At 56.8% G+C, this 19503-nt stretch carries 17 protein-coding genes and 1 tRNA gene; 15 read left to right on the plus strand and 3 right to left on the minus strand.

From position 1 onward, the window contains the following. Positions 1-64 precede the first annotated feature (64 nt). Entirely contained in the window at positions 65-607 is a 543-nt protein-coding gene (locus B2344_RS02925; RefSeq protein WP_290484630.1) for a carboxymuconolactone decarboxylase family protein, read from the minus strand. Between the two features lie 73 nt (positions 608-680). On the opposite strand from B2344_RS02925, the gene B2344_RS02930 reads away from it, so the two are divergent. Together B2344_RS02930 and B2344_RS02935 are read left to right on the plus strand one after the other, a co-directional pair. Then, positions 681-756, plus strand: a tRNA-Trp gene (locus B2344_RS02930). 124 nt (positions 757-880) lie between these two features. Continuing rightward, entirely contained in the window at positions 881-2497 is a 1617-nt protein-coding gene (locus B2344_RS02935) for an alpha-amylase family glycosyl hydrolase (protein WP_290484631.1), read from the plus strand. On the opposite strand, the gene B2344_RS02940 is transcribed toward B2344_RS02935, so the two are convergent. Further along, a complete protein-coding gene (locus tag B2344_RS02940) occupies positions 2494-3510 on the minus strand; it encodes a LacI family DNA-binding transcriptional regulator (RefSeq protein WP_290484632.1) in 1017 nt (338 codons plus the stop codon). The genes B2344_RS02935 and B2344_RS02940 overlap by 4 nt on opposite strands. Before the next feature lie 274 nt (positions 3511-3784). On the opposite strand from B2344_RS02940, the gene zwf reads away from it, so the two are divergent. The 5 genes from zwf to eda are packed head-to-tail and all read left to right on the plus strand — an operon-like array spanning position 3785 to position 9398. After that, the gene (gene zwf, locus B2344_RS02945) at positions 3785-5254 is read left to right on the plus strand and encodes a glucose-6-phosphate dehydrogenase (RefSeq protein WP_290484633.1); all 1470 of its coding nucleotides are present in this window, start codon (positions 3785-3787) and stop codon (positions 5252-5254) included. Next, the gene (gene pgl / locus B2344_RS02950; protein ID WP_290482290.1) at positions 5251-5964 is read left to right on the plus strand and encodes a 6-phosphogluconolactonase; all 714 of its coding nucleotides are present in this window, start codon (positions 5251-5253) and stop codon (positions 5962-5964) included. Before zwf ends, pgl begins: the two co-directional genes overlap by 4 nt. Further along, positions 5964-7796 (plus strand): phosphogluconate dehydratase, encoded by a 1833-nt coding sequence (gene edd / locus B2344_RS02955; protein WP_290489039.1) that lies wholly within the window; start codon positions 5964-5966, stop codon positions 7794-7796. Before pgl ends, edd begins: the two co-directional genes overlap by 1 nt. 4 nt (positions 7797-7800) lie before the next feature. Continuing rightward, positions 7801-8766 carry a glucokinase gene (locus B2344_RS02960; protein ID WP_206990510.1) on the plus strand — a complete coding sequence of 322 codons (966 nt, stop codon included), beginning with the start codon at positions 7801-7803 and terminating at the stop codon, positions 8764-8766. Continuing rightward, complete coding sequence (eda, locus tag B2344_RS02965) at positions 8763-9398, plus strand: bifunctional 4-hydroxy-2-oxoglutarate aldolase/2-dehydro-3-deoxy-phosphogluconate aldolase (RefSeq protein ID WP_290484635.1); 636 nt, start codon at positions 8763-8765, stop codon at positions 9396-9398. The genes B2344_RS02960 and eda overlap by 4 nt, the downstream gene beginning before the upstream one ends. A 24-nt stretch (positions 9399-9422) precedes the next feature. On the opposite strand, the gene purB is transcribed toward eda, so the two are convergent. After that, positions 9423-10721 (minus strand): adenylosuccinate lyase, encoded by a 1299-nt coding sequence (gene purB, locus B2344_RS02970; protein ID WP_206990508.1) that lies wholly within the window; start codon positions 10719-10721, stop codon positions 9423-9425. Between the two features lie 209 nt (positions 10722-10930). Here purB and B2344_RS02975 point away from each other — a divergent pair, with 209 nt between their 5' ends. The 8 genes from B2344_RS02975 to nuoG all read left to right on the plus strand — a co-directional run bounded on the left by B2344_RS02975 (position 10931) and on the right by nuoG (position 19498). Beyond that, the gene (locus B2344_RS02975; RefSeq protein WP_290484636.1) at positions 10931-11869 is read left to right on the plus strand and encodes a peptidoglycan-binding domain-containing protein; all 939 of its coding nucleotides are present in this window, start codon (positions 10931-10933) and stop codon (positions 11867-11869) included. 241 nt (positions 11870-12110) lie between these two features. Beyond that, positions 12111-12485 carry an NADH-quinone oxidoreductase subunit A gene (locus B2344_RS02980; protein WP_034812269.1) on the plus strand — a complete coding sequence of 125 codons (375 nt, stop codon included), beginning with the start codon at positions 12111-12113 and terminating at the stop codon, positions 12483-12485. Further along, positions 12485-13054, plus strand: coding sequence for a NuoB/complex I 20 kDa subunit family protein (locus B2344_RS02985; protein WP_290484637.1), 570 nt, complete (start codon positions 12485-12487; stop codon positions 13052-13054). Before B2344_RS02980 ends, B2344_RS02985 begins: the two co-directional genes overlap by 1 nt. 8 nt (positions 13055-13062) lie before the next feature. After that, a complete protein-coding gene (locus B2344_RS02990) occupies positions 13063-13689 on the plus strand; it encodes an NADH-quinone oxidoreductase subunit C (protein WP_242517303.1) in 627 nt (208 codons plus the stop codon). Beyond that, positions 13689-14894 carry an NADH-quinone oxidoreductase subunit D gene (locus B2344_RS02995; protein ID WP_290478778.1) on the plus strand — a complete coding sequence of 402 codons (1206 nt, stop codon included), beginning with the start codon at positions 13689-13691 and terminating at the stop codon, positions 14892-14894. Before B2344_RS02990 ends, B2344_RS02995 begins: the two co-directional genes overlap by 1 nt. A 79-nt stretch (positions 14895-14973) precedes the next feature. Further along, a complete protein-coding gene (nuoE, locus tag B2344_RS03000; RefSeq protein ID WP_290484638.1) occupies positions 14974-16083 on the plus strand; it encodes an NADH-quinone oxidoreductase subunit NuoE in 1110 nt (369 codons plus the stop codon). A gap of 3 nt (positions 16084-16086) precedes the next feature. Then, positions 16087-17391, plus strand: coding sequence for an NADH-quinone oxidoreductase subunit NuoF (nuoF, locus tag B2344_RS03005; protein WP_290478780.1), 1305 nt, complete (start codon positions 16087-16089; stop codon positions 17389-17391). A gap of 4 nt (positions 17392-17395) precedes the next feature. Next, entirely contained in the window at positions 17396-19498 is a 2103-nt protein-coding gene (gene nuoG / locus B2344_RS03010; protein WP_290484639.1) for an NADH-quinone oxidoreductase subunit NuoG, read from the plus strand. Positions 19499-19503: the final 5 nt, after the last annotated feature.

Genomic DNA, 19503 nt, shown 5'->3' on the forward strand with positions numbered 1-19503 from the left:
CTGTTCCCATCAGGCAGTAACGAGAAGGCCGTCCCAAAAGGGGCGGCCTTTTTTTTATCGGGCGTCAGTCGAGTTTGATGTCAGCGCCTTTTGGACCGCCCTCTTCGACTTCCACGCCGAATGTCTCAAGGAAGCGGCAGACCATCATGTAGTAGCCGATCAGCAGAACCAGCTCTTCCAGCAGGGACGGTCCGAAATGTTTCAGAACCGGTTTGAGCGCGCCGTCTGACGGATGGGGATGCGTTACCAGATGGTCTGTAAAGGTCAGTGCCAGTTTCTGTTCGTGGCTCAAGCCGTCGGCATTTGGACCAGATTTCACCGCTTCGATCAGTTCGCCATCCATGCCGATCGCCAATCCGATAGCCTCGTGCTGGCTCGTTTCATATTTGGCATTGGACAAGTACCCGACACGCAGGATCACGCATTCGCGGGTGATCGGATCCAGTTTGCCATTTTGCAGAAAGGCCGTGCCCATGCCGACAAAGGGTTTCAGCAGATGAGGAGCATGGCCAAGCATTTGAAAGATATTGAGCGGGGCGAGCTTATCCAGAAAGGCTTTTTGGTCTTCAGGAAGGACGTCAACGTCGGGATAGGGGATGCGGGACACAATTTTTCTCCATGGGCTGAAGCTCTAGTCTTGCGGCATGACGGCATTTGAGGCAAACCGCTCATTCGCCTGTAGGGGTATAGCTCAGTTGGTAGAGCATCGGTCTCCAAAACCGAGGGTCGAGGGTTCAAGTCCTTCTGCCCCTGCCAGGCGGATTTCCGAATTTTCAGTCAATACAGTCCGTTTCCGGGCCGCTTGTCCTGGCGGCGCTTAGATGATTGAAAAATCGCGGGGCGGTGCGATGCTGGTCAGAATTGACGGGAGTTTCAGACCATGCCGAACGCAATGTCATTGGAAAGCGCGCAGCCTTGGTGGAAGGGTGCGGTCATCTATCAGATTTATCCGCGGTCGTATCAGGATACGAATGGGGATGGCGTTGGCGATCTGAACGGCATAACGCAGAGGCTGGACCATGTGGCCTCCCTCGGCGTGGACGGTGTCTGGATATCGCCCTTCTTTACATCCCCCATGAGGGACTTCGGATATGATGTGGCCGATTATTGCGATGTCGATCCGGCATTTGGCACGCTCGAAGACTTCGACGCACTCTTGAGTCGAGCGCACGCACTCGGCCTGAAAATCATCATCGATCAGGTCTATGCACACTCATCCGACGCGCACGCCTGGTTCGCCGAGAGCAGAGAGGACCGAACCAATGCTCGTGCGGATTGGTACGTTTGGAGCGATCCAAAACCGGATGGAACACCGCCTAATAACTGGCAGGCTGTGTTTGGCGGACCGTCCTGGACATGGGATGCGCGTCGGCAGCAATATTACATGCACAATTTCCTGCCGAGCCAGCCGCAATTGAATTTGCACAATCCGGATGTCCAGGATGCGCTCGTCGATGTGATGCGGTTCTGGCTGGATCGCGGCGTGGACGGCTTCCGGCTCGATGCGCTCAATTTTTCCCTGTTCGATCCGGACTTGCGGGACAATCCGCCGAAAATTCCTGCACCCCGAAATGTTTCGCGTCCCTTTGACCTTCAGGAACATGTTCACAATCAATCGCATCCCGATTTGCCCAAATTCCTGAAGCGCTTGCGAATGCTTATGGACGAATATGGAGAAGTATTTTCGGTCGCGGAAGTTCCAGGTCCAAACCCGCTTGAAGAGATGCGGGCCTATACGGAGGGGGAACAGAATCTCAATTCCGCCTACAATTTCGATTTCCTCTATGCGAAGCGATTGGGAGCCGAAGCGATAGCCACATCCCAAAGCAACTGGCTTGGCGCGCCAGGAGAGGGCTGGCCATCATGGGCCTTTTCAAATCATGATGCGCCGCGGTGTGTCAGCCGCTGGTTGGAGGGTGCCGATCCTGTTGTTCGGGCCAAATTGACCACAGCTTTGCTGTTTTGCCTGCGCGGAAATCCCATCCTTTATCAAGGCGAGGAGCTTGGCCTACCGCAGGCGGAGATTGCGTTTGAGAATTTGCAGGACCCTGAAGCAATCGCGAACTGGCCTCGCACGCTCGGCCGCGATGGCGCTCGCACGCCAATGCCCTGGGCCAGCGCCGATACATATTGTGGTTTCAGCGATGCCAAGCCGTGGCTGCCTCTGGGCCAGGGCCATGCGGATTTGGCGGTAGATCTTCAGGAAGCCGATCCCCAATCCATGCTTCACTTCACACGCGGGCTCACACGCATGCGCGCCAGCTCGCCGGCGTTACAATATGGCGAAATCAAATTTATCGAGTCGTCCGGGGACTTGCTCGTGTTTCGTCGGCTATGGGAAGGCGAAACGATTGAGTGCGTCTTCAATATTGGCGGGACCGAAGTGGTGGCTGCGATGACAGACGTTTCATCTGATCAGGTTCTAATGTGCGTCGGAATCGATAGTCAAAACAAGACACGCGTCCCGCCATACTCGTGTCGGATTTCCCGCCACTAGGACAAGCCGCAGGATTCGCGGACGATAAGTTCGGTTGGCAGACGCTCAGATCGCATGCTGCCTGTGTCCACCGACGCAATCAGCTTGGCGACGAGGATCCGCCCGGCCCGCGCAGGATCCTGTGAGATCGTGCTCAGGGCAGGATAGCCATAGGCGGAGAGTTGAAGATCGTCATAACCAATCACCGAGACGTCATCGGGCACACGCACTCCCTCTCTGAGCAAGCTGCGAATGGTGGCCAGGGCAATCAGGTCATTTGCTCCGAAAACAGCATCAAACGTGACGCCGCGCTCCATCAGGCTGGAAATTGCAGCTTCGGCGGATTCTACGTCAAAACTTGACTGGAGCGTGAGGTCCGCATCGAGCGGAATGTCAGCCCGACGATGCGCAGAGATATAGCCTTCATAGCGCTGCAGAATCTCTGGATTGGACGTGTCACCCACAAAAGCGATTCGCCGGCGGCCGAGATTCAGCAGGTGAGACGTCGCCCGTTTGCCTCCGCGCAAGTTATCCGAGCCGATAGAGCAGTATTTCTGGCCGGGGATTTCCGCGCCCCAAACTATGAAACGGCTTTCAGTTTCGGCCAGTTGGTTGAATCTTTCGTGCAAGAAGCTCTGGCCAAGAAATATGACGCCCTCAGCACGGTTCGCGGTCATGATGGAGGCGAGGTCGTCCTGGTTTTTCGGGGCCAGATAAGAGATCAGCATATCGCAGCCAGCCAATCGCCCAGCCTCACTGAGGCCGCTGATCAGTTCCTGAAAGAACGGGTCAGAGACTTCCGTCTGGCGCCCAGCCAGTGTGGGCACGACGACTGCAATCGTCGCAGCAGCGCCGGACAAGAGCGCCGGCATGGATGGGCGGAAATTATAGTTGTGCTCGCGGGCGATCTTCCAGACCCGACGCTTGGTTTCATCATTCACCGCGGAGCTGTTGTTGAGGGCGCGCGAAACAGTTGCGATCGAGACACCCGCGATTGAGGCAAGATCTTCCAAACGCGTTCTAGTGCTGGACATCTCGTGCTACCTCCGCTTAAGAACACCAAAAACAACGTTGTCACATGTTTGGTCTATTCGTCCAGACCGTTGATCAAAGAGTCTGCAAAATTTGCAGAGAAGCACTACCAGCCGGGGAGGCGAAGCTAAAGTGAAGAATGATGATACCAAAATTTGCGTTTCACGACCTTTGCGAGTCTGACGAATAAGCTGACAAACTAGAAAATACTCGGGATCGATCCGAATTCGGCCTGATTCCGCCAATGTTCACCTCGAGCGCTCTGGAGACTGCCTGATGGCAAAATTCATTCCTGTCGATCCGTTCGACATCGTTATCTTCGGCGGGACAGGTGACCTCTCCCGGCGCAAGCTCTTGCCTGCCTTGTTTCACAGATGGCTGGATGGCCAGATTCCGGAATCCAGCCGTATTGTTGGCACTGCGCGCAGTGAGATGGACACCAAAGAATATCGCAAGATGGCAAGAGAAGCCTGTGAGTCAGCGTCTGGCGACAACTGGGATACGAAGGAATGGTCCAAGTTCGAGAAGTTGATTGAGTATGTGTCCATTGATGCAACACAGGAAGATGCAGATTGGGCCACCCTCAAATCTTTCCTGACACTGGATGACAACCGTCCGTGCGTATTTTACCTCGCTACGTCGCCGCGCCTGTATGTTCAAATATGTGAAGCACTGGGCAAGGTGGGCCTGTCAGAGGGCAACACTCGGGTTGTGCTGGAAAAGCCGATCGGGACCGATCTGGAATCTGCCAAGGCGATCAATGACGGTGTTGCTCAAGTCTACGCCGAACGCCAAGTTTTTCGGATAGACCATTATCTTGGCAAAGAGACGGTACAGAACCTCATGGTCCTGCGATTTGCCAATATGCTGTTCGAGCCAATTTGGTCTCGCAATTATGTGGACCATGTTCAGATCACGGTTGCCGAAGACCTGGGTCTTGAGGGACGTGCAGATTATTATGATAAATCCGGTGCCCTGAGAGACATGGTGCAAAACCATATGCTCCAGCTGCTGTGCCTGACGGCAATGGAGCCGCCGAACCAACTCGACGATGATGATGTTCGTACCGAGAAAATCAAGGTGCTCAACGCGTTGACACCGATCACGGGCGAAGCCGCCAAGAAGCAAACTGTTCGCGGGCAATACAAGGCTGGTGTGAAAGACAACAAGCCCGTTAAAGGCTATCTGGAAGAGTTGAGTTCTGAAACCGTCAGCTCGACTGAGACCTTTGTGGCGATCAAGGCCAATATCGACAACTGGCGATGGGCGGGCGTCCCCTTCTATCTGCGGACTGGCAAGCGGATGTCGCAGCGTCACTCGGATATCATCATTCAGTTCAAACCAACACCCCATTCCTTGTTCGGGGAGGGGTATGAGAGTGCGAACAAGCTGGTTATTCGTCTGCAACCGGATGAAGGTGTGCGCCTGTTCGTTCAAATCAAGGAGCCGGGCCCGGGCGGCCTCCGCGTTAAGTCTCTCCCCTTGAATCTCTCCTACGCCGAAAGCTTCACGGTTCGGTATCCGGACGCGTATGAGCGTCTGTTGATGGACGTTGTGCGCGGAAACCTTTCTCTCTTCATGCGCAAGGATGAAGTTGAAGCGGCATGGACTTGGGTTGATGGGCTTATCGAAGCCTGGGAAAAATCAGGTGATCGCCCCGAAGCCTACACAGCCGGTTCGGATGGCCCACTCGCTGCTGCCATGATGATGGACCGCGACAATCGAGCATGGTGGGAGGGATCATGAGCGGATTGGCGCATGAATTCATGATGTTTGACAGCCGCGACGAGGCAACCCGCTTTGTAACGCAATTCATAGCAGGCGGGCTGACGAAGGCGTTGGAGCTGAAAGGCACTGCGTCGCTGATGGTGTCAGGTGGCTCAACGCCAGGGCCGATATTTGATGCCCTTGCCACGACCGAGCTGGATTGGGCGCGGGTCATGGTTGGTCTCGTCGATGAACGTTGGGTCAACCCTGAAGACGACGCATCCAACGAGCGCCTCGTACGCAGCCGACTGCTAAAGGCAAACGCCGGAGCTGCAGGCTTTCTGCCGATGAAAACAATGGACGCCATGCCGCAGGAAGCTGTGGCAGACAGAGACAAGGCGTATGCCCCTCACTGTGATCCCGCAGACGTGGTTTTTCTTGGTATGGGTGAGGATGGTCATACCGCCAGCTGGTTTCCGGGTTCGAAGGATCTGTCAGCCGCTCTGGAAAGTGAAAATGTGGTTGCAGCCGTTGATGCGACCGGGTGTCCGGTCGCCGGTGAAAATCCGCAGCGTATTACCCTTACAGGCAAGGGCGTAACGAGTGCGTCGTCCGTGATCCTGCTAATCTTCGGAGAAGCGAAAAAGGCAGTGTTCGACACGGCGATAATGTCGTCCGTGCAGGAAAAGCCTATTAAATATGCAATCGATAAATTGGGGCCGCGTTTGACGGTCGTATGGGCAGCATAATGGTTGAGATGAATTCGACAATCGCAGAAGTGACCGCGCGTATTCGAGAGCGGTCACGTGACTCGCGCCAAGCATATCTCGAAATGATCCGTAGTCGCCGCCCCAAGGATTTCGCCCGGCGGAGAATGTCTGAAAGCAGTTTGGCGCACGCCTCGGCGGGATGCGCGGTGATTGAGAAGACACAATTACTCGGCGCGGGTTGGCCGAACATTGGTGTCATCACAGCCTACAACGACATGCTTTCAGCACATGCGCCGTATCAGGACTACCCCGCTATTATTCGGGATGCCGCACGGGAGGTGAATGCCATTGCACAAGTCGCCGGAGGCGTCCCTGCAATGTGTGACGGCGTCACGCAGGGCTTTACCGGTATGGAGCTGTCACTGTTTTCTCGCGACGTGATTGCGATGGCATCGGCCATCGGCCTGAGTCACGACGTGTTTGATGGCGCAATGCATCTGGGTGTTTGTGACAAAATTGTCCCCGGTCTCGTGATCGCTGCGCTACGGTTTGGCTGGATCCCGTCTGTTTTCGTGCCAGCTGGGCCCATGCCGTCCGGTCTGCCCAATCCTGAAAAGCAACGCGTTCGCCAGTTATTTGCGGAAGGCAAGGTTGGTCGTGACGCGCTCTTGAAAGCGGAGTCGGAAAGCTATCACACGCAGGGTACTTGCACATTCTATGGCACAGCGAACTCGAACCAGATGCTGATGGAAGTCATGGGGTTCCACTTGCCAGGCGCTGCCTTCGCCAATCCAGGCACACCTATTCGCGAAGCGCTGACACGTGCAGCCACACATCGCGTCGCGGAGATCCATGCGCAGGGCGATCACTATATGCCAGCGGGCGAAATGATCGATGAGCGGTCTATTGTGAATGGCGTGGTAGGTCTGATGGCGACGGGGGGGTCTACCAATCATGCACTTCACTTGCCAGCCATGGCAGCTGCTGCGGGCATCATTCTAACTCTGGAAGACTTCGCGGATATCAGCGCGGTGACGCCGCTGCTGGCGCGTGTTTATCCAAACGGACCGGCTGATGTGAATCATTTTCACGCAGCAGGCGGTATGGGTTTCCTCGTACGTGAGTTGCTCGATGCCGGTTTAATGGATGGCGACGCCATGGGCGTGGCTGGTCCGATATCAGGCTACGCGGCGGAGCCTTATCTGGAAGATGGCAAAGCCGCCTGGCGTCCTGCCCCGGACACCAGTGCCGATGCGGACATATTGCGCCCTGTATCTGATCCATTCTCCAAGGATGGCGGACTGCGGATGATGGACGGTCCGATTGGCTTGGGCGTCAGCAAGGTGTCCGCTGTAAAACCTGAGCATCGCATTGTGGAAGCACCTGCGATCGTATTCGATTCCCAGGAAGCGCTGAAAGCTGCATTTGATGCAGGAGAATTGGATAAGGACTTTGTCGCGATTGTTCGGTTCCAGGGACCAGCGGCGAATGGCATGCCTGAATTGCATACACTCACGCCGCCGCTCGCAGTTTTGCAAGATAGGGGCTTCAAGGTGGCGTTGGTCACGGATGGCCGTATGTCAGGCGCGAGCGGTAAAGTGCCGTCAGCGATCCATGTGAGTCCGGAAGGTTCACGCGGCGGCCCGATCGCAAAAGTGCAAAATGGCGACATGATTGTGTTTGATGCCGAGCGCGGTGTGCTCGATATCAAGGTTGATCCGGAAGAGTTTGCAAAGCGCATCCCGGACGAATACAGGCCAAACGAGAACGGGATGGGACTCGGCCGCGAAATGTTCACCTATTTCCGGGAAATGGCAGGCCCTGCCGCCAATGGGGCGAGCCAGTTCAATTTCTCGAACCGGGGGGACTGATCGGATGGGTGAGCCCGTTTTGGTTGGGGATGTAGGGGGAACCAATGTCAGGTTCGCTTTGGCTGAGAGGCGCGGCGGCAAAGTTGAGATCAGTGATTTTTCAAAACTGTCCGGGGATAGTTTCGAAACATTTGCTGCTGCGTTGCGCCGATACCTGCAAGACACCGGATTAGAGCCGAAGCATGCCTGTTTTGCCATGGCCGGCCCTGTGCGGGACGGAGAAGTCATGCTGACCAATCGGGATTGGCACGTCTCAGCCCGGCACCTCTGCGAGGTGTTTGGCTTTGATGACATTAAAATCATCAATGATTTCACCGCCATGGCCCGATCGGTGCCTGAGCATTCCGGAGACTATTTTGAGGAAATCTTGCCTGGAAAAGAAATACCGGAACTGCCTGTAATAGTAGCCGGGCCTGGCACCGGATTCGGGGTGGCATCCTTGTTTCCCCTGGGCGACGATGCCTGGCAGGTTCTCACGGGTGAGGGCGGGCACATCGCCTATGCGCCAAGGGATGCATTGGAATTCGACATAGCGAGTGTTCTCATGCGGACTCAGGGCTATGTATCGAACGAATTGGTTGCGTCGGGCATGGGACTCGAATTCGTCCATCGCGCATTTTGCGAAGTCTTCGGGCGCAATTTGGAAGACATCTCTCCCGAAGAAATGCGTCACCGGGCTGACGAAGGTGACGAGATGTTTGATCAACTGATCGCCATGCGCGCGAAAGCCGTCATGGGGGCAGTCGGCGACCTGGCGCTCGCAAATGGGGCGCTTGGCGGTGTCGTTCTGGCTGGTGGGGTAACTGAGCGAATCGTGGATTATCTGCGACGACCTGAGTCGGTTGCCCGGTTCCGTGAACGTGGACCGATGTCTGGCTACCTTGCGAATTGTCCGGTACGCCTTATGCACGATCCCGAGGCGCCTCTGATTGGCGCTGCTGCCTACTATGCCCAGGAGACGCTTAAATGAATTCCTCGCTTGATGCCTTGAAAGCGGCCGCCCAACGGGCACCGATCGTCCCTGTGCTTGTGGTGCCTGATGTGGACGCAGCGGCTCCATTGGCGCGCGCGCTTGTTGAGGGCGGTCTCACGATCGCTGAAGTGACGCTGCGCACGCCAAGTGGCTTGAAGGTCATTGAGGAAATGAAGAAGGCGCAGCCGGATTTGATTGTGGGCGCGGGGACGGTCTTGACGAAGGAGGACGTTGTGAACGCAATGAATGCCGGTTCCGACTTCCTTGTGTCTCCCGGCATGTCGCCCGGCCTGCTGGACGCACTCGGTGATGATATGGGCATCACAATTCCGGGCGTGGCGACCGCCAGCGAAGCGATGACGCGCTATGAGGAAGGGTTCAAGATGCTGAAGCTGTTTCCGGCCGCGATTGCTGGCGGCGTAGGCGCGCTCAAGGCGCTGTCCGGACCGCTGCCGCATCTCCAATTCATGCCGACGGGCGGTGTCAGCGCCGATAATGCGGGTGAGTATCTGTCCCTGCCAAATGTGGTGGCAGTAGGCGGCTCGTGGATCGCGACGGAGAAGGATGTAACCACTGGCGCGTGGTCGTCCGTTGCCGAGAAGGCAAGGACGGCGCTCAGCAGGATCTAGTCGCCGTCCTCAAATGACCTTGTATCAGGAGCGTCCGAAAACGCGCTCGAAGGTCGTGTCCACGTGTTTGAAATGGTAGCCAAGGTCGAACAAGGATTCGAGTTCGGAATCTGTCAGTCGGGATGATACTTCCTCATCCTGTTTGAGCAGGTCGAGAAGGTCACCTTCCTTCTTCCAGGTCCGCATCGCATTGCGTTGGACCAGACGATAGCTGTCTTCACGGCTGACGCCTTTTTCGACGAGGGCCAACAAGATGCGTTGCGAGTTGTGGAGGCCACCCATGCTGTCGATCGTGCTCATCATGTTTTCGGGATAGACCAAGAGGTTCTCGATCACGCCGCCAAGACGGTGCAGCGCAAAATCAAGATGCACAGTCGCGTCCGGTCCGATGCCACGTTCGACCGAGGAGTGCGAGATATCGCGCTCATGCCAGAGCGCAACATTTTCCATGGCAGGCGTCACAGCGGAGCGGACAAGCCGGGCAAGACCCGTAAGGTTCTCCGTCAGAATGGGATTGCGCTTGTGTGGCATGGCGGATGAGCCCTTTTGGCCTGCCGAGAAAAACTCTTCGGCTTCGAGCACTTCAGTGCGCTGGAGGTGACGTACTTCTGTTGAAAGCCGTTCAATAGAAGACGCGATCACACCCAAGACTGCGAAGAACATGGCATGGCGGTCGCGCGGGATGACCTGGGTAGAAACGGGCTCGACGCTGAGACCAAGCTTTTCGGCAACATGAGTCTCAATCGACGGGTCGATATTTGCAAATGTACCAACTGCGCCGGAGATTGCACATGTCGCCACTTCTTCGCGAGCCAGCACCAGGCGGGTCCGTGCGCGCTGGAATTCGGCATGATAGCCGGCAAGTTTCACACCGAATGTAGTGGGCTCTGCATGAATCCCGTGACTGCGGCCAATTGTGGGTGTCAGCTTGTGTTCAAAGGCCCGTTTTTCCAGTGCGGCCAAGACGCGGTCTACACCAACCAGCAGGAGGTCGGTTGCACGCACAAGCTGAACATTGAAACATGTGTCCAGGACATCTGAAGAGGTCATGCCCTTGTGCAAAAAGCGCGCTTCGTCACCAACATGTTCTGCAACATTTGTCAGAAAGGCGATGACGTCATGCTTCACTTCCCGCTCGATTTCATCGATTCGATCGACGTCAAACGCCGCACGTTCGCGGACCGCTGCGGAGACTCCCTCCGGGATCAGACCCTTCTGCTCCATGGCTTCGGCTGCGAGGGTCTCTATCTCCAGCCAGATGCCGAATTTGGATTCGGGAGACCAAATGGCTGCCATTTCGGGTCGGGTGTATCTGGGGATCATGGAGTACCTCGGGGCTGGGATTCGGCTTTCTATTACTGGCTGGAGCACAGAACACCAGTGTCTCGGTAAATTGAGCGCAGATGAAACTGCGTGGCGGGTGTGTATCCCTTGGTGCGGGGAGGGTTGCGGAATATGAGTGCATGGTTGAAATGCGTGGCAATTGGTAGACTGGAACGCTTGTATGTTTCGGTGGCGGCTGGAGCAGGTTCATGCAACTCAAACCGATGATCGCGACAGCTGCTGGCCTTCTGATGATGGGACCAGCGCTGGCCGAAAACATAACTGGAACCTGCCATGCGCCTGTTTTGATTCCGGAAACGTTCGAGACCGTGACCGAGCAGGTGCTGCACGAGCCCGAACGCACCGAAATTCGTATTTATCCCGCCGAATACAAAACAGTGTCGCGGTTGGTCGAGGTCAAACAGGCCGCGACCGAGTATAGAATCGTGCCTGCAGTCTATGAGGCGGTTACAGAGCAAGTGCTGGTCCGGCCGGAACGAACAGAGACGGTTGTGATCCCGGCAGAATTCGAAACCTACACCGAACAAGTGCTGGTCCGGCAGGCTTATTCGACGTTGGATTTGAAGGACGAGGTGGCTGGTCGCGAGATTGCCGGCGAGGACGAGGCCAGCAAAGCTTTTCAGAATGACGTGCTTGTGTCGGTCGAGGTCCCGGCCGAGTACAAGACAATTACACGCACGCGTATTGTGAAGCCTGAACAGTCCGAGACACGCATAGTTCCAGCAGAGTATCATACGCTCGTGAAGCAGGTCCTGGTCGAACCGGCACGTGTCGAGCCGGTTACGATACCAGCGGAGTATGAAACTCTCATGATCGAACAATTGGTCAAGCCCGCCCGTGAAGAAATCGTCTCGATCCCGGCGAGGTACCGCACGATCGAGAAACGGATCGTGACAGGCGAGGGGAGGGCAGAATGGAAGCCTGTGTTGTGCGACGAAGATATATCTCCCGAGACGATTACTGCCCTTCAGAAAGCGCTTTCACAAGTCGGTCATGCGGTCGAAATTGATGGCAAATTCGGGACCGCAACGATGAGCGCGCTGAAAGAGCACCAGCGGGAGCAGGGCTTGGGTGTGGGTCAGCTGTCGTTCGAAACGCTAGAGGCACTCGGCGTACCTGCTCACTGATCCTTTGGGTGCGAATGGATCGCAAAAAGCCGATTGAATTCATGGCTATGGCGCCGAGCCTGCTGCGCCCGTTCTGCTTTGCGCCGTGACGCACCGCCGCAGTATAGTGCACGTGAGTTGGGCAATAATTCAGGCTAGACTGAGTTGCTGCGATATATTGCGTCTGTCTGTTGCGCCATAGGCGAAACCGTCCTAATCCGGCGCCAGATCAAGCCACCCCTGCGGCAGGAGACAAGGTACCATGTCAGAGATCGAACGCTTGGCACTCGACTATTTGCCCGTGATCATTTTTCTGGTCATCGGTGCCGTGATTTCCGGCCTATTCATACTAGGTTCGGTGCTTCTGGCGCCCAGCAATCCCGATCCGGAAAAGAACTCAGCATATGAGTGCGGCTTCCCCGCTTTTGACGACGCGCGGATGAAGTTCGATGTGCGATTCTATCTCGTCGCGATTCTGTTCATCATCTTTGACCTGGAAGTGGCATTTCTGTTCCCGTGGGCGGTAAGCCTTGGAACGATTGGCTTGGTCGGATTCTGGTCCATGGTTGGTTTCCTCGGTGTTTTGACCATCGGATTTGTTTATGAGTGGCGCCGCGGTGCGCTGGAGTGGGAATAATGGCTGACGATTACAAGACATATGCTCTTGGCGGCGCGCTGACGGGAGTCGAAGGCGGCTTTCAGCCCGGCAATGACGACCCGTTCTACACCGGCCTGTCAGACCAATTGGCTGATAAAGGCTATTTCACCGCCGCAGCCGACGATCTGATCACTTGGGCGCGTACCGGTTCCCTGATGTGGATGACGTTCGGCCTTGCCTGCTGCGCCGTGGAAATGATGCATGCTGGCAACCCGCGCTACGATCTTGAGCGCTTCGGTATGGCGCCGCGCGGTTCACCCCGCCAGTCGGACGTGATGATCGTTGCCGGCACCCTGACCAACAAGATGGCGCCAGCCCTGCGCAAGGTTTACGATCAGATGCCGGAGCCACGCTATGTGATTTCCATGGGTAGCTGTGCCAATGGGGGCGGCTATTACCATTACAGCTACAGCGTTGTCCGTGGCTGCGATCGAATCGTGCCGGTCGATATCTATATTCCGGGGTGCCCGCCGACTGCTGAAGCGCTGGTTTACGGCTTCTTGCAGCTACAGAAAAAGATTCGCCGCGAAGGCTCGCTGGAACGGTAGGAGCTGACATGATGACCACAGAAGCTATCGAAGCCCTGGGTGAGCTGGGCGCTCACATCGCCGCGCGCCAGCCGGATGCCGTCAAGTCTGCGGACGTGACGCTTGGCGAGCTGACTGTGTTTGCCGAGCGCGATCACATTGTGAGCCTGATGCGCTTCCTGCGCGACGACCAGCAGTGCAATTTCGAGACGTTTGTCGATGTTTGTGGGGTCGACTATCCGGAGCGGACCGAGCGGTTCGAAGTCGTTTATCATCTTCTTTCGATGCGGATGAATCATCGTGTGCGGGTACGTATCAGGACCGATGAAGACACGCCCGTTCCGAGTATTGTCGGGCTTTGGCCTGCCGCAAACTGGTTCGAACGGGAAGCCTTCGACATGTATGGCATCCAGTTCTCCGATCATCCTGACCTTCGCCGCATCCTCACCGATTACGGCTTTGAGGGGTACCCGCTGCGCAAGGACTTCCCCCTGACAGGCCATTATGAAGTGCGCTACGACGACCTTGAAAAGCGCGTCGTCTATGAGCCGGTCGAGCTGCCGCAGGAATATCGCAATTTCGATTTCCTCTCACCATGGGAGGGTATGACCAGTCATATTCCCGGGGACGAGAAAGCCGAGGAGCCTTCTGAATAATGGCTGACACCGCGCACATCTCCGAAATGGAAGACCGAAAGTTCACATTGAATTTCGGTCCTCAACATCCGGCCGCCCACGGCGTCCTTCGTATGATTCTCGATCTCGACGGCGAGATCGTGACCCGTGTGGACAGCCATATCGGCTTGCTGCATCGCGGCACCGAGAAGCTGCTGGAGTACAAGACATTCCTGCAGGGAATGCCATATTTCGACCGGCTGGACTATTGCTCCCCCATGAACCAGGAGCACGCTTGGTGCCTGGCAGTCGAGAAGCTGCTGGGCGTCGAAGTCCCCCGGCGGGCAAGCCTGATTCGCGTGCTCTATTCAGAGCTCGGCCGGATCATGTCGCACTTGCTGAATGTAACAACGCAGATCCTCGACGTAGGCGCGTTGACGCCGATTACCTGGGGTTTTGAAGAACGTGAAAAACTGTGCGTGTTCTATGAGCGCGCCTCCGGCAGCCGCATGCATGCCGCGTATTTCCGCCCTGGCGGCGTCCATCAGGACCTGCCGCAGAACCTCATCGACGATATTGCGGAATGGTGTGAGCAGTTCCCCGGAAAGCTCGATCACATCGAGAGCCTGGTCACCGAAAACCGTATCTTCAAACAGCGCAATGTCGATATCGGCCTGGTTGATGAGAAGACCATCATGGAGTGGGGATTCTCGGGCGTAATGGTGCGTGGGTCCGGGTTTGCCTGGGACCTTCGCCGCGCGCAGCCCTATGAATGCTATTCCGAGCTCGACTTCAAAATTCCGGTTGGTCGGAATGGCGACAATTATGACCGCTATGTCTGCCGCATGGAAGAGATGCGCGAGTCGGTGAAGATCATGCAGCAATGCATTGACCTGATGTCAAAGGAGGGGCCCGGGCCCGTCCTCGTGCCAGGCTCAAAGCTTGCGCCGCCGCGTCGCGCCGAAATGAAGAATTCGATGGAAGCGCTGATCCATCACTTCAAGCTGTACACTGAAGGTTTCCATGTTCCGGAAGGCGAGACCTATGTCGCTATCGAGGCGCCGAAGGGCGAGTTTGGCGTTTATCTCGTCTCAGACGGGACGAACCGCCCGTATCGCGCCAAGATTCGCGCGCCGGGCTATCCGCACCTGCAGGCGATGGACCATCTCAGTAAAGGACACATGCTGGCGGACGTGTCCGCCATCTTGGGCTCACTCGATATCGTGTTCGGGGAAATCGACCGATGAGTACTGCGCAGACACGCTTTTTTGACGAACATCCTCGCAAGGATGAAGCCCGTCGCTGTTTTTCGAAAAGGGGCGAGTAGTGGCACTACGCCGTTTTGACATGGAGGCTGGAGGCGACACATTCGCGTTCAAGCCCGAGACCGAAGAGAAGATTGCGTTCTGGCGCGGCAAGTACCCGGCTGACAAGCAGCGGTCTGCGGTGATCCCGATGCTGTGGCTGGCGCAAAAGGACAATAGTGGCTGGCTATCCGAGCCTGCAATGCGTGAAGTCGCCGACCGTCTGGAGATGCCGTATATCCGCGTCTATGAAGTCGCGACCTTCTACACGATGTTCCGTCTGCAGCCGGTCGGAAAGTACCACATCCAACTCTGCGGCACGACGCCTTGCCAGTTGCGCGGCGCCGAAAAGCTGAAGGAGGTCTGCCAGACCGAGATCGGCAAGCAAATGTTCGTGACCGATGACGGCCGTCTATCCTGGGAAGAAGTTGAGTGTCTTGGCGCGTGCGTGAATGCACCGATGGTTCAGGTGAATGACGATTATTTCGAAGATTTGACACCAGATTCGCTGGGGATGATTCTCAACAAGCTGAAGAATGGCGTCGAGGCGCATCCCGGTCCACAAGTTGACCGCATCAATAGCGCGCCGGAAGGTGGCACGGCCCTTCTGACCGATCCGCAATTGTTCGACGGAACACGTAACCAGTCGGTTGCGTTGCCGAATTTACCGACCGCAGAGCCAGAACCAGAGCCGACGGCTGCTGGCAAGCCAGCGGAATCCGCGCCGACGAACACACAACGTGAAGTCCCCCAAAAGGATAACACCGGCAAGACGACGCTGATCTCGAAGACAGAAACCGCCGAGAGATCTGCGCCTGCTGCTGTTTCCGGAGAAAAGCCGGAATCGGTCACGATCGCTGCTGAAGGCCATGATGATCTGAAGCGCATCAAAGGTATCGGCCCTAAGAACGAAGATGCGCTCAATGAGCTCGGCATCTTCACCTTCCGACAGATCGCGGACTGGACGCCAGCCAATGTTGATTGGGTTGAAGACTATATGAGCTTCCCGGGTCGCATTGAGCGGGAAGACTGGATCGCGCAAGCAAAAGAGTTGGCCACGGGTGGCGAGACCGAGTTCTCGAAGCGGGTCGATGCGGGGCAAGTTGCCTCCAGCAAGGATGATGAGGACTAGGCCATGCTGCAGGACAAGGATCGCATCTTCACAAACCTCTATGGTTTGCACTCACCCGACCTCGAAGCGGCGAAGAAACGCGGCGCCTGGCACCTCACCAAGGAGATGCTGGATCAGGGGCCAGACTGGATATGCGACCAGATCAAGGCCTCCGGCCTGCGTGGTCGCGGCGGCGCTGGCTTCCCGACCGGTCTGAAATGGACGTTCATGCCGAAGGAAGTGCGTGATCGACCGCACTATCTCGTCGTCAATGCTGACGAGTCCGAGCCCGGTACCTGCAAAGACCGCGAGATCATGCGGCATGATCCCCATCTGCTCATTGAGGGCTGCATGGTGGCAAGCCGCGCGATGCGCGCCCATAAATGTTATGTCTACCTACGTGGTGAATATATCAATGAACGGCATGCGCTCGAGAAAGCCGTCAAGGAGGCTTATGAGGCTAAGCTGATCGGCAAGGACAATGTGAATGGCTGGGATTTCGATCTCTATGTCCATCACGGGGCCGGCGCCTATATTTGCGGCGAGGAGACAGCCTTGCTGGAAAGCCTTGAAGGCAAGAAGGGACAGCCCCGGCTGAAACCACCGTTTCCGGCCAATGCTGGCCTGTATGGCTGCCCAACAACAGTAAACAATGTCGAGTCGATTGCAGTGGCTCCGACCATTCTTCGCCGCGGTGCTGAGTGGTTTGCCGGATTTGGCCGTCCAAACAATGCGGGCACGAAACTGTTCTGTATTTCCGGGCACGTGAACAAGCCATGTAATGTCGAAGAAGAAATGTCGGTCACTTTCCGTGAGCTGATTGATAATCACTGCGGCGGTATCCGGGGTGGTTGGGACAATCTCAAGGCGGTGATCCCCGGTGGATCGTCCGTGCCGATGGTGCCGGCTGAGCAGATTATGGACGCTTACATGGATTTCGACACACTGCGGGACCTTAAATCAGGCCTGGGCACGGCGGCGGTGATCGTGATGGACAAGGACACCGACCTGATCAAGGCAATTGCCCGTCTCGCATACTTCTACAAACATGAAAGCTGCGGCCAGTGCACGCCGTGCCGTGAAGGCACAGGCTGGATGTGGCGCGTCATGGAGCGAATGGTCAAAGGCGAAGCCGAGCATGATGAGATCGAGACGCTCCTGGATGTAACCAAGCAGGTTGAAGGCCACACGATTTGCGCACTCGGTGACGCAGCGGCCTGGCCGATTCAGGGCCTGATCCGCCACTTCCGCCATGAGATTGAGGATCGCATCAACCAGTACAGACTGCCGCGCGCCATGGTGCAGGGTGCAGTCGTGGCAGCGGAGTAGAGATATGTCCGACGACCTTTTCAAGTTGAATGTCGATGGCCAGGACATCGAAGTGCCGCGCCAGTACACGCTGATGCAGGCGTGCGAGGAAGCGGGCGCTGAGATTCCGCGCTTCTGTTATCATGAGCGCCTGTCGGTGGCCGGAAACTGCCGCATGTGCCTGGTCGAATGGGAAGGCGCGCCGAAACCGATTGCCTCGTGCGCGCAAACCGTGGGTGACATGCGTCCGAACCGGGATGGATCGGCACCGAACATCCGCACCAAGGGCGCCTATGTGGAAAAAGCCCGCAATGGCGTCATGGAATTCCTGCTGATCAACCATCCGCTGGATTGCCCGATCTGCGACCAGGGCGGCGAGTGCGACCTGCAGGATCAGGCCATGGCCTATGGCCGCGCCGGCAGTCGCTATGACGAGAACAAGCGCGCCGTCGAAGACAAGAATATGGGCCCGCTGGTCAAGACGATCATGACCCGCTGCATCCAGTGCACGCGCTGCGTACGCTTTGCTGCCGAAGTGGGGGGGGTCGAGGAACTCGGCATGATTTCGCGTGGCGAGAATGCTGAGATCACAACCTATCTGGAAAAGAGTCTGACATCCGAACTGTCTGGCAACGTCATCGATCTGTGCCCGGTTGGTGCGCTGACGTCCAAGCCATACGCGTTCAATGCGCGCCCATGGGAGCTGCGTAAAACATCCTCTATTGATGTGATGGACGCCATGGGCGCAGCGATCCGCGTGGACGCCAAGGGCGATGGTGTGATGCGTATCCTTCCTGAAGTGAGCGAAGGCATCAACGAGGAGTGGCTGTCGGACAAATCCCGTTTCATTTGGGATGGCCTAGCCCGCCAACGCCTCGACAAGCCTTACATTCGCGAGAACGGCAAACTGCGCCCGGCTAATTGGGGCGAGGCTTTTGCGGCCGTGAAAGAGGCGCTGTCGGCATCCCCTGAAAAAATCGGCGTTGTCGCCGGAGACTTGATCGAGGTTGAGCAGGCCAAGGCAGCGCTTGATTTTTTCCGAGGGCTCGGTGTGGAGAATACAGATTGTCGTCCCGCCGGGGCGCAATATGGCACAGATGGGGTGCGCGAACGTTATATCCTGAATGGCACACTGGCTGGCGTAGAGGATGCTGACGCCTTGCTGTTGATTGGTACGAATCCGCGCGTTGAAGCCGCTGTCTGGAATGCGCGCATCCGCAAGGCATGGCTTTGGGCTGACCTGAAAGTGGGTCGTATCGGCGAAGCAGCGGATCTGACATATGAGCATGCTTGGCTCGGTGATGGTGCATCAGCCCTCACAGATATTCGCAATTCGGACTTCGGCAAAGTGCTCTCCGATGCCGAGCGACCGATGATCGTCGTCGGTGAGGGCGCACTCTGCGGCGAAGATGGCGCGGCAGTTCTCGCAAAAGCGCTGGAACTGACAAACGAAATTGGTGCGATAAAGGACGGTTGGGCCGGATTTGGCGTTCTTCACAACGCGGCAGGCCGTGTTGGTGCGCTAGACATCGGGTTTGTGCCGGGCGAGGGCGGAGCTGCGACAGCAGAAATACTGTCCGGTGGTATGGATACCGTTGTGCTACTCGGAGCTGACGAGCTCGATCTGTCGGGTCTTGGCGATGCGAAGGTCATATACATCGGCTCGCATGGAGATGCGGGGGCCGCACGCGCGGACATCATTCTGCCGAGTGCCGCTTATACCGAAATGTCGGCAACCTTTGTGAACACAGAAGGCCGCGTCCAGATGACCAGCCGCGCTGTGCAGCCAAAAGGTGAAGCGCGCGAAGGCTGGGCTATTTTCCGAGCCTTGTCGGAGGTCGTTGGCAAGAAACTACCTTATGACACCGCCGATGCGCTGCGCGCTGAGTTGCGCGGTCCTGAGGGTGAAAGTACCACTTTCTCCGGGCTGGGATTCGCGCCCGGCGCGATGGGTGCGGAGGCCCTCAAAACGCCAATCACGACCGCTCCGACAACTCTTACGACCGCGACATTCCGTCCGGTGTTTGACGATTTCTATATGACGAACCCGATCGCACGGGCGTCCAAGACGATGGCCGAATGTTCTGCGCTGGCCTCAGCGCTGGACACTCCGGTAGCAGCGGAGTAGGGCGG

Origin of the sequence: Hyphomonas sp. UBA3195, from assembly GCF_002366485.1 — a bacterium.
In the GTDB taxonomy this organism is placed as follows: domain Bacteria; phylum Pseudomonadota; class Alphaproteobacteria; order Caulobacterales; family Hyphomonadaceae; genus Hyphomonas.

Bases quoted from the DNA above. Each gene is read 5' to 3' on its own strand.
- B2344_RS02935 (WP_290484631.1), top strand. From the start codon at position 881: ATGCCGAACGCAATGTCATTGGAAAGCGCGCAGCCTTGGTGGAAGGGT.
- B2344_RS02940 (WP_290484632.1), bottom strand. From the start codon at position 3,510: ATGTCCAGCACTAGAACGCGTTTGGAAGATCTTGCCTCAATCGCGGGT.
- zwf (WP_290484633.1), top strand. From the start codon at position 3,785: ATGGCAAAATTCATTCCTGTCGATCCGTTCGACATCGTTATCTTCGGC.
- pgl (WP_290482290.1), top strand. From the start codon at position 5,251: ATGAGCGGATTGGCGCATGAATTCATGATGTTTGACAGCCGCGACGAG.
- edd (WP_290489039.1), top strand. From the start codon at position 5,964: ATGGTTGAGATGAATTCGACAATCGCAGAAGTGACCGCGCGTATTCGA.
- B2344_RS02960 (WP_206990510.1), top strand. From the start codon at position 7,801: ATGGGTGAGCCCGTTTTGGTTGGGGATGTAGGGGGAACCAATGTCAGG.
- eda (WP_290484635.1), top strand. From the start codon at position 8,763: ATGAATTCCTCGCTTGATGCCTTGAAAGCGGCCGCCCAACGGGCACCG.
- purB (WP_206990508.1), bottom strand. From the start codon at position 10,721: ATGATCCCCAGATACACCCGACCCGAAATGGCAGCCATTTGGTCTCCC.
- B2344_RS02975 (WP_290484636.1), top strand. From the start codon at position 10,931: ATGCAACTCAAACCGATGATCGCGACAGCTGCTGGCCTTCTGATGATG.
- B2344_RS02980 (WP_034812269.1), top strand. From the start codon at position 12,111: ATGTCAGAGATCGAACGCTTGGCACTCGACTATTTGCCCGTGATCATT.
- B2344_RS02985 (WP_290484637.1), top strand. From the start codon at position 12,485: ATGGCTGACGATTACAAGACATATGCTCTTGGCGGCGCGCTGACGGGA.
- B2344_RS02990 (WP_242517303.1), top strand. From the start codon at position 13,063: ATGATGACCACAGAAGCTATCGAAGCCCTGGGTGAGCTGGGCGCTCAC.
- B2344_RS02995 (WP_290478778.1), top strand. From the start codon at position 13,689: ATGGCTGACACCGCGCACATCTCCGAAATGGAAGACCGAAAGTTCACA.
- nuoF (WP_290478780.1), top strand. From the start codon at position 16,087: ATGCTGCAGGACAAGGATCGCATCTTCACAAACCTCTATGGTTTGCAC.
- nuoG (WP_290484639.1), top strand. From the start codon at position 17,396: ATGTCCGACGACCTTTTCAAGTTGAATGTCGATGGCCAGGACATCGAA.